Below are 15,906 nucleotides of genomic sequence, written 5' to 3'. Positions count from 1 at the left end.
GATTGTTCACTTAACCGAAGTTAGTTAATTGCGTATTTGTTTATGCTAGTAGGCTTTTAATGTGCTCTACGATGTCAGTCAGTGCGATTTCAGTCTTATCACCAGTCGTACGTAGTTTGTGATCAACTAGACCATTCTTCAGGCTACGATCGCCGATGATGATGTTGTGTGGGATCCCGATAAGTTCAGAATCCGCGAACATAACACCTGGACGCTCTTTACGATCATCAAATAGTACTTCGATACCAGCGGCTTGAAGCTCAGCGTAGATTTTCTCTGCTGCTTCTTTCACGTCTGCTGATTTGTGCATGTTCATTGGGATGATAGATACTTTGTATGGTGCGATTGACTCGTTCCAGATAATACCGTTTTCATCGTGGTTCTGTTCGATTGCTGAAGCAACGATACGAGAAACACCAACACCATAACAACCCATTGTCATCGTTTGCTGCTTACCTTGCATATTCAGTACGCCAGCACCCATAGATTCAGCGTATTGAGTACCAAGTTGGAAGATATGACCTACTTCGATACCACGTTTAATTGACAGTGTACCTTTACCACATGGGCTCGCTTCACCTTCAACCACGTTACGTATATCTGCAACTGTGTATTCTGCAATATCACGGTCCCAGTTAGCGCCAGTGATGTGCTGACCATTAACGTTAGCACCACAAACAAAGTCTGCTAGGTGTGCAGCTGAACGATCAACAACAACAGGACAGTTCAGACCTTTAGGACCGATAGAACCTGCATCGCAGTTTGCGGCTGCTTGGATTTGAGCTTCGTTAGCAAATGTTAACGGGGACGCAACGCCAGCAATTTTTTCTGCTTTCACTTCGTTTAGTTCATGGTCGCCACGTAGAACAAGTGCGATAACGCCTTGTGCTGCGCCTTCTTCTGCTTCAGCAGCAACAAGCAGTGTTTTTACTGTTTGTGTTGCGTCAACGCTTAAGAATTTACAAACGTCTTCGATGCTGTGTGCATCTGGTGTATCAACAACGGTTAATTCTTGCGTTGCTGCAGGACGTTCGCCAGCAGGTGCTAGTGCTTCTGCTTTTTCGATGTTTGCTGCGTAATCGCTGCCGTCAGAGAATACGATATCGTCTTCGCCGCTTTCTGCAAGTACGTGGAATTCGTGAGATACAGCACCACCAATTGAACCTGTATCAGCAAGTACAGGACGGTACTCTAGGCCAATACGTTCGAAGATATTGCAATATGCTTGATGCATTTTGTTGTACGTATCGTTTAGACATTCATCTGATAAATGGAAAGAATATGCATCTTTCATCAGGAATTCACGCGAGCGCATCACACCGAAACGAGGACGAACTTCATCACGGAATTTAGTTTGGATTTGGTAAAGCGTCAACGGCAGTTGTTTGTAGCTGTTGATTTCTTTACGCGCGATGTCAGTGATCACTTCTTCGTGCGTTGGACCTAAAACAAAAGGACGGTTGTGGCGATCGTTAATGCGTAACAATTCAGGACCAAACTTATCGATACGGCCTGTTTCTTGCCATAAATCTGCTGGTTGAACCATTGGCATTAGAGTTTCAACAGCACCTGCTTTGTCCATCTCTTCACGTACGATGTTTTCTACTTTGCGTAAAACTCGTAAGCCTGTCGGTAACCAAGTGTATAGACCTGATGCAAGACGACGAACCATACCTGCACGAAGCATTAGCTGGTGACTAATTACTTCTGCGTCATTTGGAGTTTCTTTCAAAGTTGAAAGCAAGTAATTGCTGCTGCGCATAACGTTCCTTTATTTACTAATAAAATCGATATAAGAGAGCGATTTTAACAGGGCGACGCCTGAGTAAACAGTAAAAGTTCGTGATTAGTTTTATTTATTTTTGACTGGTGTCCTTTTATTCGTTTCTCGTAGGCCATATACTGGCTGCCAAAATTGGATTTATGCTACTTAAAATGAAAAAAACACTGAGATTAGCTGCACTTATAATAGTCGGCAGCGTATTGTTTGGTTGCTCGTCACAACCTCGTAATCCGGAAAATATTTGCGATATCTTTATTGAAAAATACGATTGGTATAAAGCGGCCATCGACAGTAAAGAAAAATGGGGCGTGCCTGTGCATGTGCCAATGGCGATGATGTATCAAGAAAGCTCATTTAAGCATAATGCCCAGCCGCCAATGCAGTATTGGTGGATTATTCCGACAGGACGCGCGAGTTCTGCCTATGGTTATGCCCAAGCAAAAACGATGACCTGGGGTGATTACGTTAAGGAAACAGGAAATAGCTGGTCAAGCCGTTCTGATTTTCATGACGCCATGGATTTTATGGGGTGGTTTATTAATAAATCTCAAAAAATCAATGGGGTATCTAAATGGGATGCCGAGAAGCAATACTTGAATTACCACGAAGGTTGGGGCGGTTATAAGCGTAAAACCTATAACCAAAAACCGTGGTTGAAGAAAGTGGCGAAGAAAGTAAACCAGCGTTCGTTGAAATATGCGGGTCAGTATCGCACCTGTAAAGAAGATTTAGATTCGAACTGGTTATGGCGTCTGTTCTTCTTATAAGCCTGTTGAAATTAACAATATAGGAAAATTCAGACCGTCACGCGGTCTGAATTTGTTTTAGCAGACTGTCTTTTTTATCCCGTCTGTCGCCAATTTGACGCGCGGGATTTCCAGCCATTATTGCCCATTGTGGTACATCCTTCGTTACCACACTTTGCATCCCAATCACTGCATTATCCGCAATCGTCACGCCATCGACAATTCCTACGTTAGCCCCAATCCAAACGTCTTTACCTATAATCACGCCTTGGGAGGTTGAGGCTTGCTGCCAAATAACTTGGTCAGGATGCATACCGTGATTAGAGGCATAGATACGGCAGTTATTGGCAATGCGGGTATCATCACCAATGATAATGCCATTTTTCCCCCCGTCTAATGAGCAGCTGTGATTGATCGCAACATTATTCCCCAGTGTCATTGGCCCGTGAATAAAACTCGCAGCAGCGAAGAAACAGTTATCGCCCATGGTGATCTTACGGCCGGGTTCTGCAAACATATGACAATCGGGGGCAATAAAGCAATTGTCACCAAATTCCACGGTTTCGACCGACATGACATAAGTTTGTAGGTCGGCTTGCCACGTTTTCGCCCAGCTTAATGCTTTGGGTTTTAGTTTGTAATATAAACCCGGCATCCACGCTAAGCGACGCTTGTGCTGAGCAATATAATCAATCATTTGTACTTTCCGGCTCAGTTTCTTTTGTAGGTGTAGTGACTGTCGCAAGCGTTGTTATTGTGTCAGTTTTAATTACCGAAAATACAGTCGTGATATTATCTTCTACTGTCCAGCGTACATTAAAGTCATACAACTTTACTCCGTATTCTTGGCGTGTTGTCTTATTCTTTTTATAAGCAGGACGTGGATCTTGAGCTAATACCTGTGCGATAAAGGTCTGTAATTCGGGATGCTTTTTTCTCTGTGCTGCAATTTGATTCAAGGCTTCGTCTGTAAACGTGACCGGCATATCTGCAATGGGGGCGTCAGTTGCGTAACCCGCTTGAGCATCAGGTAAACTGTCAGCATAAGGCACATAAGGTTTGATGTCTAAAATCGGCGTACCATCGACCAAGTCAATGCCTGATAAATTCAAAATGCACTGATTATTTTTAATTGTAATACTATCAAGTTTCGCTACCGACAGGCCTAACGGGTTAGGGCGAAATGTTGAACGGGTGGCAAAAACACCCAAGCGTTCATTACCGCCTAAACGGGGTGGACGTACTGTCGGACTCCAGCCTTTACCCATGGTTTCATGGAAAGCAAATATCAGCCATACATGACTAAACTGCTCAAGCCCACGTAAGGCATCTGCTTCATCAAATGGTGGGCTTAAAATGAGCTGTGCTTTAGCCGCGGAAACCAAACCTGGTTGACGCGGCACGGCAAATTTTTCTTTATATGGGGTATGGATAATCCCAACGGTTTCGAGTTCTAGTTTCATTATCAACTGTCGTCATTACTGCGGTTTAAAGGACTTACATTGATAGCATCGCCATAGCACACATAACTGCTAAGGCAGGCTTTAGATGCGGGAGGGGCGATACATGAACGAATAATAATACCATTAGCATTAAGCGCAGCAGCTTTACGTTTGGCGGCAATTTTAGCTTGCTGCTCTTCTGCTGGAGGAAGGTTCGTGGCGGTTTGGCAACTTTCGCCTTCAACTAAACCCAGTTGTTCAACCTGATAATTTTGTAGTGCGCCAGCAGTGTAATATTCGACACCTGAAATAGAGAAGTATTCGGTGAAGTTATCTTTATCTAAATTTGTTTGTAACGGATACTTACTACAGCCGCTCAGTAGTACTGTGAGTAATATTAAATATTTCATGGCATTTTAATCGAGTGATATTTGGGTTTAATTATAATTCTATCACTGGCTTAAAGACATTTATTTTTAGGGTGTTTACGCATGTTATCTAATTTATCGCAATTAAAATGAGCGATGAACGTGAATAATTGTGGTTATTTACTAGATAGCTAGACGATTATAGTCTTAACTTATATTGGATAAACGCCATATGAGGTAAGCAAGACGATGACAAAAACGAGCTGTATTATCGCTGTATTATGTTCACTAAGTTTAGCCAGTATTAGCCTTTATGCCCATGCGGGTATTGATAAAATACGTCTTACTGCAGAGGAACGTACCTATCTCTCTGCTCGCGCGCCGATAAAGTTGTGTATCGATCCTAACTGGATGCCTTACGAAGCATGGGACCCTAAACTGGGTTACATTGGTATTGCTGCTGATTATATAGCTGTGTTCTCGGCGATGTTAGATGTCGAATTTCAAGTTCGAGAAACAGAGACCTGGCAACAAAGTTTAGATGTTACTCGTAGTGGGGGGTGTGATGTATTGTCTTTTCTCAATCAAACACCAAGGCGCTCACAATGGCTAATTTTTACAGCTCCCTATGTTGAAGCGGTTGCAGCATTAGCGACTAAAAAAAATGTGCATGGTATTCGTAACTTAAAATCATTACGCGGTAAAACAGTGGCCGTGGTAGAAGGTTATGTGTATGAAGAATACCTACGTAACAACTACCCTCGAGTTATTGTGAGTCGTGTCGATAGCACAGATGAAGCACTGAGAAGAACGGCCAGTGGTGAGATAGTTGCAACGATTGAATCACTTTTTGTGTTGCGTTACAAAATTGCCAAACTTGGGCTTAAAAATTTAACCGTATCAGGTCGAACTAAATACGTGAACCGTTATCGCTTCGGAGTGCGTAAAGACCAAGCCATGTTACGTAAAATATTAGATAAGGCGATCATGCAAATTGAGCCAAAAGTCGAAAATAAAATTTTACGTAAATGGAGTTTGGCCATTAAGCAATAAACAAACCTGATCAAGTCGTTACACTACCGCCATTTGATCAGGTCGACTTATATCTCGGCGTTGGTTTTTATTTTTGTTCTTTGGTAAACCAGAACGAATCCATTCGAGAAATGAATTTTTTGTTAGTTTTATCCTTGGCTAATAAACCTGCCCATAGTTGCTGTAGTTCATCATTATAAGTACCAATTGAATGCCCACCATAAAGATTTTCGAACGCTACTGTTAAGGGTCTTATACCCTTAGGATCATCCTTGTCATTAAGGCCTTCAAAGCAGAATAAATTATTATTATTTTCATAGTCATCCACATTTTCAGTACCCATCGTATTATATTGTACTGAAAATACCTTACTGTCTGTACTACTGATTGTCGATGGCGTTATTTTCATAAAAATGAAGGTCTGGTTGTTACCCATCGGAGCCTTCCATTCCCCAATCAAATCATCACAGGTAAACGCTGTGGCAGCGATAGCATTCGGTACTAAGGCTGACAATAAAATAGTGGCACAAATTCGTTTTGTTATGTTCAATTTCCATTATCCTTAATAGTGTTTATTCACGATCGCATGTTAAAATGTAGCTGATTAGATGTCAATAATGTTGTTTTTAGGCAGGGTTGTTACAGAGATTTAACTAAGTACCATCTATACACATGAAATGTATTTAGGTGGAAAAATTTACTATACAAGTTAAAATGTAGCCATTAGTCCGACCTTGGACATATTTGATTGAGAGATAGGTAGCATGATAGAGAGAATAGAAACAAAGCAAAGAATGAGCCGTATTGTAAAGCACAACGGTACTATCTACTTATGTGGCCAAGTATGCGCAGATGCAACGTATGGAATCAAAGAGCAAACTGAAACCATGTTAGCAAAAGTAACGGATTTATTAGCCCAAGCGGGCAGTGATAAAGAACACATGCTATCAGCAACGATTTATATCAAAGAGATGACTGACTTTGCTGAAATGAATGCAGTTTGGGATGCATGGGTACCTGCGGGTCATGCACCTGCACGAGCATGTGTACAAGCGAGTATGGCACGTGAGGCGTTATTAGTTGAAATTTCAGTGGTGGCAGCTGAGATCGTATAAGCGATAGTGCGGTATGTAATAGAGCAGGGATGTATTGATTGCCATCAGTATTAACTGCTTTTTTATTTATTATATTTAACGAGCCCTACCTTTATAGTTGTTATTCACGTCATTTTATCCTCTAATTTAAGCGTAAGAATAGCGACTCCTGCGTTATTAGGCTTACCGTTTATTTTAGATTAGGTACTTGTTTGTTCGATGTTTTGGTCAGAATAATAACCACCCACTATAATAGTAAAAGAGGGTGGTAGAATTATTGTTTTATTTAGCTTTGGCAAAGGCTAAATATTTTGGATCATCATCACCAAAGATTTCTTCACCTTCAGCTTCAAATGCTTTTTCTAGTTGCTCTTTCGCTGGCCCCATGTTGCCAAGTTCAAAGTGTGCTTGACCTAAACGTAGGTGTAAATAAGGATTTACCGCACCTTCAGGGCATAACATAGCAAAACCAGTTGCTTCTTCTAATGACGGCCAATCGCCTAACATGAAGTGTGCATCACCTAGTGCTGTTAGGATCCATGTTGATACATTCCAGTGGATCTTAGGTTCAGGAACAAGATCATAAGCTTGCATAAAGGTATCGATCGCAGTTTTGTATTCTTCAGCTTCGAGCTGCTCTTCACCTTTTTCACAAATGATTTCGATTTTTTTAAATAGCTTAGGGTCAAGTGCTGTCTTGGTTGCTGTCATCTTATTTCCGTAATAAAAGCCTGATAGGGTCATCAGAGGTATGTATTTTGTAAGTATATCGTATTGCAGCACAGATATTGTAAAAAAATGGCTAAAAATGAAATCAACAAGGTCGACGGCTAAGCGCTAAGGGTTAGTCGAACTAAAAGAGGTGTTTTTATGGAAAGTACCAATAACAAAGTTTTCATTCTCGATACCAACGTGTTGTTACATGCACCTTTATCTATCTTCACCTTTCAAGAGCACGATGTCATGATCCCCATGACTGTTTTAGAAGAGCTCGATAATATCAAAGATAGAAAAAGGGATGTCAGTCGGGATGCACGAGTCGCTATTCGTGCATTGGAGGATATTTTTTCAAACGCCACCCCTGAAGAAATCAGTCAAGGTGTGCCATTGCAAAAAATAGAAAGTAAAAATAAATTGGGCAAGATCTCTATTTTTGCTGATCATAGCGTGATGAAGCAAGATGTTTTCTTTACTGAAAATGAACCCGATAATCGAATTATCAATGCCGCGTTGTTCCTGCAAAATCAATCTGATCGCGAAATTGTACTGGTCACCAAAGACATTAATATGCGCTTGAAAGCGAAGGGCGCAGGGCTTAATCGGGTAGAGGATTACCGTTCTGATCAATTGATTGAGGACATTAAATTTTTAGCGACCGGCTTTCATAAATTCGCTGGCGATTTTTGGCAAGAGATAAACGAATGCCACAGTGAAAGCATGAAAAGTGAAACGATGGGTTCAAAGACCATTCATACTGTCGAAACGGAATTGCTTAAAGATACTTTTATTAACCAATACCTGATTGATGAAACGGATCACTTTGCCGCCCGTGTTGTCGGAAAGGACAAGGGAGAAATTAGTTTTGTTGATTTAGGCCGTGAACGTCTGATGTCAAAAAAAGCTTGGGGTATACATCCTAAGAATATTTATCAAGGCATGGCGCTGGAAGCTTTACTTAATCCGCATATTGATTTGGTCATTCTGACCGGACCCGCTGGGAGTGGTAAGACTATTTTGGCGATGGCTGCTGCGTTAGAGCAAGTCGTTGAGCGAAAAATGTATGACAAGGTGATTGTTACACGTAACACGCCAGAAATTGCGGAAAGCATCGGTTTCTTACCTGGAACGGAAGAAGAAAAAATGTTGCCTTGGTTGGCCGCGATCACGGATACCTTAGAAGTTTTGCATAAACACGATGAATGTAAAGATGGCTCAGTTGAATACATTAAGCAGAAAGCGAACTTACAGTTCAAGTCAGTAAACTTTATGCGTGGTCGTTCGATTCAAAATGCGTTTGTATTATTAGATGAGTGTCAAAACCTCACTGCTGCGCAGCTTAAGACCATTATTACGCGTTGTGGCGAGGGCACTAAAATTGTGTGTTCGGGTAACTTATCGCAAATTGATAGTAGTTACTTGACCGCTGTAACCTCGGGTCTTACTTATATCGTGGAACGCTTTAAAGATTTTGACGGCAGTGCCAATGTGTTCTTAAAAGGAGTGCAACGTAGCCGTTTAGCTTCTTTTGCTGAGCATAATATGTAATTAATCATTAGATTTTAATGATACCGATAACGGGCTTTCAAGCCCGTTTTTTTGTGATTATTTTAAACTTTAGAATGCAAAATAAAAATTGTAGCACTACAGTTACTATGTATGAAACTAGTTATATATCAATGGTTATGCTTTGTTGTTTTGTAGCTATACTCTTAGTTGTTGGCGTAATATTTATCTCAATATTGTAATTGGCTGTGAGCTTTTGCTGTCCACATTTATCAGCAAAAATAATAGTAGACTCATGATCATGGATGGCCTAAAACATGAAAAAACAAGCTGGAGTTACGTTAGTTGAATTAAGTGCAGTTGTCGTTATATCAGGGATATTGGGTGCGATGGCTGTACCTCGATTTATTGATCTTACCGATGCCGCACTAGATGTCAGTGTGATTAATATTGCCCGTAGTATTGAAAGTGCAAATACGTTTAATTACGCTGCCAAAATGATCTCTAAATCGGGAGTATCTACAGGAGAGGCCGTGCACATTGATAATTGTGATGATGCTGGAAGTCTACTCAGTGGTTCATCATTACCTTTAGGTTACACTGTTACGCCAATGAGCATCGCTGAGAGTACCACTGCGACTTGCATCTTAACCCATACGGATTCAGCTAAAAGTACGACTTTTATTATGCAAGGATACTAAGTATGAACCAGAAATTTTTTATATAGGATCAGGAGCACACTATGCGTTTAAAATATGGTTTATTCACCTTGCTAGTATTAAGTATTACAGCCTGTAGTAAATCTGATTCAGAGTCACCGCTTATCGGCGGCGATCGTGACGAATATGGTTGCTTGCCTTCCGCGGGTTATATGTGGTGTGAACGAACTCAACGCTGTGAGCGTTCGTGGGAGCTTGCTGATGCAGCAGGCATTCCTCATACTGAAGCTGAAGTTATGGCCTATTGTAATATGAGTAATGCTGATGCAATTACTCATGAATAAGGCCTAAAGATGCATTTGACATGTATCTTTAGGTGGTGTAAATTAATATTTACTTTATCTGATTGTTTTCAGATGATTTTTATAAAATAAAGTCATAGCAATTAATTGGTGAATATTATGGTTAAACAGCACTCTAAGCAATCTTATCAACTGCTTAAAAATATAAGTAATTTAGTACTTTTTTTTACACTCGCAGGTGTCGTTATATCCATATTAATTTCATATCCTTACTCTGAATATTTTCAACTATCAATACAAATAGCCTCACATATTTTAACTATAGTTTTAGCCGCCATATTCAAAATCGCTTGTATTTTAAGAATGATTGCACTTCAAGGTATTAATAAATTTGAATGTATATCATGATGTAGTAGCTAAGAATTAAGAGTCTGATGTATGTATAAATAGAGTGTAAAGCTAGGCTGGAATAGAGTAATGAGTACTTGCATATATTAAAATATACAAATAAAATATATTTTATAGTACGTCTATTTAGAATTAAAATATGCAGTTAAACAGATACACTGATTATGGACTAAGGCTTTTAACTTACTTGGCGGTATTGCCTGACGGTCAGAAAGTGAGTATTGATGAGATAAGTAAAATATATGATTTATCAAGGAATCATATTAATAAAATTGTGCACCAATTAGGTAAAGAAGGAATCATAGAAACTAAGCGTGGTAAAGGTGGTGGTTTTTATTTATCTCGTACTCCAGAATCATTAAATCTTGCAGACATTGTAATATTACTTGAATCATCAATGGAGATCATTAATTGTACTTCACCTAGCTGCCGGATTTCTCCAGTTTGTAATCTAAATTCAATCTTATCTGAAGCAACTACAGCATTTATTGATAGCTTAAAGCAGTATACCTTAGCTGACCTTATTAAAGACAATAGACAACAATTAATCCAAGTGCTAGAAATTGGATCATTCTAATTTAACTTGGTTATTATCGATACCATGTAACAAAGGTTTCTAGAGCTTTAACCACTAATACCTCCTAATTATTTCAAGTGGTAATTCAATAATGCGATCATATTTTTAGTATAAATATGATCGCATTGGTAGTAATCAGATTGGTTTATAACTTACTCATTTTTAATAACAGGCATTTAGCTTATTCTTTTAGTCTAAATGCCAATTTAGTTAAGAAACGACAGATGGAGAGCGTTTAGTACTATTTTTTATTTCCCCTATTATTAATCGAGCAAAGAACGCAGCTAAGAACAGCCCTCCCATACCGAATAAAATATCACCGGGTACACGTAACCAAACAAACATTTCCACTAATTCACTATGAATTATTTCTGAGGATCTTGCATACCAATAACTATGCTCTACAGAAGCAATAAATTGTATTATGCCTACAGGGAGCAGGGACATGAATACCATGCCTGCCAAACCTATATTTAAAGACCAGAAACACCACTTAAGTAATTTATCATCCCATACTGAGAATTGACTTGTCACACCACGTAAGCAAGTTAACATTAAACCAATGCCTAGCATTCCATATACACCCATGAATGCTGCATGAGCATGAGTTGCCGTTGTATTTAAACCTTGAATATAATAAAGCGCTATCGGTGGATTGATAAGAAAACCAAGTACGCCTGCGCCAACCAAATTCCAAAATGCTGTTGCAACAAAGAACATAAATGCCCACTTATAACGAACCATCCAGCTTGTCGCTTTACGCATTCTATAAGTTTCAATAGCTTCAAAACCAATTAACGCGAGTGGTACAACCTCTAGTGCTGAAAACATTGCGCCCCATGCAACAACAGATGTTGGGGTACCTGTGAAATACACGTGGTGAAGCGTTCCAAGTATACCACCAGTGAGGAATACAACGGTAGCAAACAACACAGCACTATTAGCTGATTGAGCTCGAATAAGTCCTAAACGTACAAACACTAATGCAATTACTGATGTTGCAAATGTTTCGAAGAATCCCTCAACCCATAAATGAACTACCCACCAACGCCAGTATTCAGCAATCGCTAAATTAGTATGTTTACCTTGTAAGAATCCAACACCGTAAAATAATCCAATCGCTATACAGGATGCATAGAGAACCCAAATAACAGATTTCATTTCACTCTCTTTGGTGAGGGCTGGCTTAATTGCAGCCGTCACCAATGTTAGCCAAATTAATAAACCTGAAAACAGTAAGATTTGCCAGATACGACCAAGATCTATATATTCTTGTCCTTGGTGTCCTACCCAGTAACTTAAGTCAAGATCAAAGTATTGTTGAATCGCAAACCATTCTCCAGCCATAGAGCCAAGAACAACAATAACTAAAGCTACCCAGAGTATATTCACGCCTAGTTTTTGATATTTAGGTTCATGCCCAGATAAAGCTGGCGCAATATATAGTCCAGTACCTAACCAAGCCGTAGCAATCCAAAATACTGCAAGCTGAGTATGCCACGTACGAGTTAGTGAATATGGTAAAATCTCCGCTAGTGGGTAACCATAAAAAGTCTGCCCTTCAACTGCATAATGCGCAGTAATACCACCTAATAAAATCTGTAGGAGAAATAACCCGACAGCGGTTGCAAAATACTTGATTAAAGCTTTTTGCGAAGGTGTCGCTTTAACATCAAATAAGGGATCTTTAGTGGATACATTTGGCAGTGGATGCTCTTTAAGACTTGCATGATACCAAGCAAGTGCACCTACTGCAGCAATGAGCAGAACCATACTTAATATTGACCAAAAAATATTATCTGAGGTCGGAGTATTACCAATCACTGGGTCGTGTGGCCAGTTATTCGTATAGGTATAATTCTCACCCGGGCGTTCCGTCACTGCCGCCCATGCACCCCAGAAGAAGAATGCAGATAATTTTCGACGATGTTCAGCTGATGAAATTGTATTTTCTTTCATCGCGTAATCTTCACGAATCGGCTGAAAATCTGGATTATCACCAAATAAATTTGAATAGTAATTCTGCAGCGTACTAATTACTTCAGCACGACGTGTTGAGATTACTAATATATTGTTATTAGCATCAAAGCGATTAGATCGCATATCCTCACGTAGAAGAATTTCTAATGTAGCTTGTTGATAACTAGCTAACTGTTCAAATTGAACGGAGAATTGTTCTATTGCTGCTTTATCAAGCCAAAGTGTTGATTCTCGATGAAGCCAATCTGCAGTCCAGTCTGGCGCAACGTATGAACCATGACCCCAAATAGAGCCTAATTGATGTCCACCCATAGAACGCCAAACAAGTTGACCATTCTGGATGTCTTCTTTGGTAAAGATCACCTCACCTGTTGACGTTACAACTTTTTCGGGGATTGGTGGGGCTTCACGATAAATCTCACTTCCTAAGCTCAAAAGTATACTGAATGATGTTATACATACAATAATAAGAGCAATTAGGGAGAATTTTTGTTTAGTCATTTTAACTCCTCAATAATTAATTAACAATCCTATTAATCAATTTCCATGCCAAAGTGTAACCCGTTGTTTAAGCTTGGTTTATTTATTGCGGGTGTCAAATTGACAGTTAGTAATATTGTCAATTTGACAGTGGTGTTGTCTTTATGACAAAGGTTTAGTGTTGAACCTTTTTATTGCAGAGAGAGAAGGGAGCTTACCTATATGATTGTTTAGAGGAGGTTTGATTTAACAGCATTTTATCCTTTTGAGGAGGATAAAATGCACTGGAATTGTGTAGCAAAGTAGCTAGGCTTAGCTTCTGGTTATGATGTCAATGCTACCACCGAACCTAAGCCTATATGATAAACGTTGAGGTATCGGTGTTATTTAAATACTGACTGTTATCTTTGATTCTAGCCACTATAAATTAACCTACTTTCCAGTAATTCTCTGAACTGAATTGTCCTGATTTAGCTTGTAGATGTTTACTAAACCCTAATGATCTTAGCGTATCACTCGTGTCTTTAACCATTTGAGGATTACCACACATATACAAGAAACTTGATTTTTGACATAGCAATACTTTACATTCTCTCTCGAGTTCTCCCGTTCTAAGTAGTTCCGGAATTCTTCCTGATAGATTTCTGGGTGTCTGTTCTCTAGAAATAATTCGCACATATTTTAGTTTTCCTTGATATTTTGATTCAAGCTGCTTTATTTTATTTTTATACGCGAGCTCTGATTTTTTTCTCACCGCATGAACCAAAATTATATTGTTAAAACGCTTATTTTTATTTTCATTTTCGTCTTCGAGCATTGAAATAAAAGGGCCAATTGCAGTACCTGTCGATAAAAGCCATAGATCTTTGGAGCTAGTTGGAACCGCATCAAGGGTCATGAAGCCAGTACCTTCTGTACCAACGTATATATAATCATTAACGTTCAACTGATGGATTAGAGGAGAAAGATTACCCTTAGGGTCAGTAATAATTAGAAACTCCAGTTCACCTGTCTTTTTATGGTTTTCTGGACTATTTACTATAGAATATGCTCTTCTATGGAATTCTTTGTTTTTATCGTAAAGAGCTAGTTTGGTAAATTGTCCTGAGATATAAGGGATACTTCCAGATCGAATTCGAATTGTAAATAATGATTCAGTCCAATCTATACGACTAACAACTTTGCCTAAATTGAAGTTTATATTTTTCCATTGCATGATTATTTATATCCTCTTCGTTTCTATTTCTATTATTTTTCTATCTTAGTAGCATTATTCGAGCCAATATTATTTACTTTAAAAACAACTATTTAAATTGTTAATGGTAGCGTTTATGTCATTATGACAATTATTTATATTGTCATAATGATAATCATTGTCATTATGACAGCCGATTTGATGACGGTCTGAGTGCATATGCAGAGGGGTAAAGGGGCCTAATGATGACGCTTACAGTATTGGCATGAATTAACGTAAATAATGTAAATTCAATGCCAATGAAAACAATTATCAATTACATTGCTTGTACTTAAGTCCCATAATCAAGCAGTGTTATTACGATCATGTCTTCTCTCAGTCAACCTCTCACCCAGACACCTGCAAGATCGAAAAAAAAAGCGGCTAATTCAAATAACAAAACATTCCTAAAAAACAAACAAGTGCAATTATGGGCACGTCGCTTACATATTTATATTTCGATGGCGCTACTCTTGGTCGTATTATTTTTTTCGGTTACGGGTATTACCTTAAACCGCCCAAGTTTGTTCGTGAGCAGCCAGCCTGATATCCAAGAGACTATCCTTAACCTTCCGCAGGGTTTATTTAGCGATGCCAATGGCGGCGTTGCTGTCGATAAAGCCGGCATTGTTAATTACCTTACCGAACACGCCAAGCTTTCTGGTCAACCTTCTGCATTAGATGTATTTACCGAAGTTGAAGACGGTGAATTAATTGAAGGTGAAATCGCGATGGACTACAAAGGTCCGGGTTATAACGTCGCAGTATTCATTGACATGACCAGTGCTGAAGCTGTTATTGAAAAGACCCATTACGGTGTTATTGCAGTATTAAATGACTTACATAAAGGCCGAAATAGTGGCGGCGTATGGAAGCTGTTTATCGATATTGTCGCATTACTTATGGTGTTCTTTGTATTAACCGGTGTGTGTTTATTAGTGCCGAAAAAGAAAACCTTCGCAACCTCATTGAAATGGACCTTGTTTGGTTCCCTCGTTACCTTGGCTATTTTTGTGGTGGCCGTTCCTTAAAGGATCTTGTATGACTTTGTTATTTAAGCGTCTTAGTCAGTGCATTGCACTATTAAGTTGTCTGTTATTACCGGCTTATTTTGCCTCGGCCGCGCCAATTCCGGCCACTGCCACACTCGATGTTGAATTTAGTCTGCCTAAGATTGATACCACTATGTATGCCCGCCCTTATGTGGCGATATGGATCGAAAACTCAAAGCGTAAATCAGTGCGTACTGTTGAGCTATGGGTGGGTAAAGATGAATGGTTAAAAGATTTACGCAGCTGGTGGCGAAAAGTCGGACGTTATGATCGTGCTTTAGTTGACGGCGTAACATCAGCAACACGTCCTGCTGGTGATTATCGTTTCACTTGGGATGGCTTAGATAGTGATGGTAACCGCGTTGAAGCGGGCAATTATACATTTTATGTTGAAGTGGTGCGTGAACACGGTGGTCGTAATTATATCCGCCAAAAAATGACTTTAGGTGACAAACCGTTTAGTCACACTATTGATCCGACAGAAGAAACCGGTGATATCCGTATCAACTACCTAATTAAATAATAG

17 protein-coding genes are annotated in these 15,906 nt (G+C 39.4%); 9 read left to right on the top strand and 8 right to left on the bottom strand.

Annotated elements, in window-relative coordinates; translation table 11 throughout:
- Positions 1-40: 40 nt before the first annotated feature.
- Positions 41-1,762 carry a proline--tRNA ligase gene (locus HWV03_RS19515; RefSeq protein ID WP_211677484.1) on the bottom strand — a complete coding sequence of 574 codons (1,722 nt, stop codon included), beginning with the start codon at positions 1,760-1,762 and terminating at the stop codon, positions 41-43.
- Between the two features lie 173 nt (positions 1,763-1,935).
- Here HWV03_RS19515 and HWV03_RS19510 point away from each other — a divergent pair, with 173 nt between their 5' ends.
- Entirely contained in the window at positions 1,936-2,550 is a 615-nt protein-coding gene (locus tag HWV03_RS19510) for a transglycosylase SLT domain-containing protein (protein WP_211677483.1), read from the top strand.
- Between the two features lie 37 nt (positions 2,551-2,587).
- On the opposite strand, the gene HWV03_RS19505 is transcribed toward HWV03_RS19510, so the two are convergent.
- The 3 genes from HWV03_RS19505 to rcsF are packed head-to-tail and all read right to left on the bottom strand — an operon-like array spanning position 2,588 to position 4,381.
- The gene (locus tag HWV03_RS19505; protein WP_211673092.1) at positions 2,588-3,226 is read right to left on the bottom strand and encodes an acyltransferase; all 639 of its coding nucleotides are present in this window, start codon (positions 3,224-3,226) and stop codon (positions 2,588-2,590) included.
- The gene (gene tsaA / locus HWV03_RS19500) at positions 3,219-3,992 is read right to left on the bottom strand and encodes a tRNA (N6-threonylcarbamoyladenosine(37)-N6)-methyltransferase TrmO (RefSeq protein WP_211673091.1); all 774 of its coding nucleotides are present in this window, start codon (positions 3,990-3,992) and stop codon (positions 3,219-3,221) included. The genes HWV03_RS19505 and tsaA overlap by 8 nt, the downstream gene beginning before the upstream one ends.
- 2 nt (positions 3,993-3,994) lie before the next feature.
- Entirely contained in the window at positions 3,995-4,381 is a 387-nt protein-coding gene (rcsF, locus tag HWV03_RS19495) for an Rcs stress response system protein RcsF (RefSeq protein WP_211673090.1), read from the bottom strand.
- A gap of 207 nt (positions 4,382-4,588) precedes the next feature.
- Here rcsF and HWV03_RS19490 point away from each other — a divergent pair, with 207 nt between their 5' ends.
- Positions 4,589-5,392, top strand: a complete 804-nt coding sequence (locus tag HWV03_RS19490; protein WP_211673089.1) for a transporter substrate-binding domain-containing protein — start codon at positions 4,589-4,591, stop codon at positions 5,390-5,392.
- A gap of 67 nt (positions 5,393-5,459) precedes the next feature.
- Here the strand turns inward: HWV03_RS19490 and HWV03_RS19485 are convergent, their stop codons facing one another.
- Positions 5,460-5,921: a hypothetical protein gene (locus HWV03_RS19485; RefSeq protein WP_211677482.1), complete on the bottom strand. Its 462-nt coding sequence runs from the start codon at positions 5,919-5,921 to the stop codon at positions 5,460-5,462.
- A gap of 214 nt (positions 5,922-6,135) precedes the next feature.
- Here HWV03_RS19485 and HWV03_RS19480 point away from each other — a divergent pair, with 214 nt between their 5' ends.
- On the top strand, positions 6,136-6,486 hold the full coding sequence (locus HWV03_RS19480; protein ID WP_211673087.1) for a RidA family protein: 351 nt from the start codon (positions 6,136-6,138) through the stop codon (positions 6,484-6,486).
- Between the two features lie 261 nt (positions 6,487-6,747).
- Here HWV03_RS19480 and HWV03_RS19475 read toward each other — a convergent pair whose 3' ends face one another.
- A complete protein-coding gene (locus HWV03_RS19475; RefSeq protein ID WP_211677481.1) occupies positions 6,748-7,176 on the bottom strand; it encodes a tetratricopeptide repeat protein in 429 nt (142 codons plus the stop codon).
- A 159-nt stretch (positions 7,177-7,335) separates the two neighbouring features.
- Here HWV03_RS19475 and HWV03_RS19470 point away from each other — a divergent pair, with 159 nt between their 5' ends.
- The 4 genes from HWV03_RS19470 (at position 7,336) to HWV03_RS19455 (ending at position 10,634) form a co-directional block, all read left to right on the top strand.
- Complete coding sequence (locus tag HWV03_RS19470; protein WP_211677480.1) at positions 7,336-8,730, top strand: PhoH family protein; 1,395 nt, start codon at positions 7,336-7,338, stop codon at positions 8,728-8,730.
- A 275-nt stretch (positions 8,731-9,005) separates the two neighbouring features.
- A complete protein-coding gene (locus HWV03_RS19465) occupies positions 9,006-9,389 on the top strand; it encodes a type II secretion system protein (protein ID WP_211677479.1) in 384 nt (127 codons plus the stop codon).
- A 41-nt stretch (positions 9,390-9,430) separates the two neighbouring features.
- Positions 9,431-9,691, top strand: coding sequence for a hypothetical protein (locus HWV03_RS19460; protein WP_211677478.1), 261 nt, complete (start codon positions 9,431-9,433; stop codon positions 9,689-9,691).
- A gap of 505 nt (positions 9,692-10,196) precedes the next feature.
- Positions 10,197-10,634: an Rrf2 family transcriptional regulator gene (locus HWV03_RS19455; protein ID WP_211673082.1), complete on the top strand. Its 438-nt coding sequence runs from the start codon at positions 10,197-10,199 to the stop codon at positions 10,632-10,634.
- 210 nt (positions 10,635-10,844) lie between these two features.
- On the opposite strand, the gene HWV03_RS19450 is transcribed toward HWV03_RS19455, so the two are convergent.
- Positions 10,845-13,115, bottom strand: coding sequence for a nitric-oxide reductase large subunit (locus HWV03_RS19450; protein ID WP_211677477.1), 2,271 nt, complete (start codon positions 13,113-13,115; stop codon positions 10,845-10,847).
- A gap of 406 nt (positions 13,116-13,521) precedes the next feature.
- Positions 13,522-14,310, bottom strand: coding sequence for a ferredoxin--NADP reductase (locus HWV03_RS19445; RefSeq protein WP_211677476.1), 789 nt, complete (start codon positions 14,308-14,310; stop codon positions 13,522-13,524).
- Between the two features lie 344 nt (positions 14,311-14,654).
- On the opposite strand from HWV03_RS19445, the gene HWV03_RS19440 reads away from it, so the two are divergent.
- Both HWV03_RS19440 and HWV03_RS19435 read left to right on the top strand, forming a co-directional pair.
- The gene (locus HWV03_RS19440) at positions 14,655-15,359 is read left to right on the top strand and encodes a PepSY-associated TM helix domain-containing protein (protein WP_255546938.1); all 705 of its coding nucleotides are present in this window, start codon (positions 14,655-14,657) and stop codon (positions 15,357-15,359) included.
- 10 nt (positions 15,360-15,369) lie between these two features.
- Complete coding sequence (locus tag HWV03_RS19435; protein WP_211677475.1) at positions 15,370-15,903, top strand: DUF2271 domain-containing protein; 534 nt, start codon at positions 15,370-15,372, stop codon at positions 15,901-15,903.
- Positions 15,904-15,906 lie beyond the last annotated feature (3 nt).

The sequence above is a fragment of the Moritella sp. 36 genome, assembly GCF_018219415.1.
Lineage (GTDB): Bacteria > Pseudomonadota > Gammaproteobacteria > Enterobacterales > Moritellaceae > Moritella.
The sequence above is the reverse complement of the archived record's forward strand: the minus strand, read 5'-3'. Positions and strand labels throughout refer to the sequence as shown.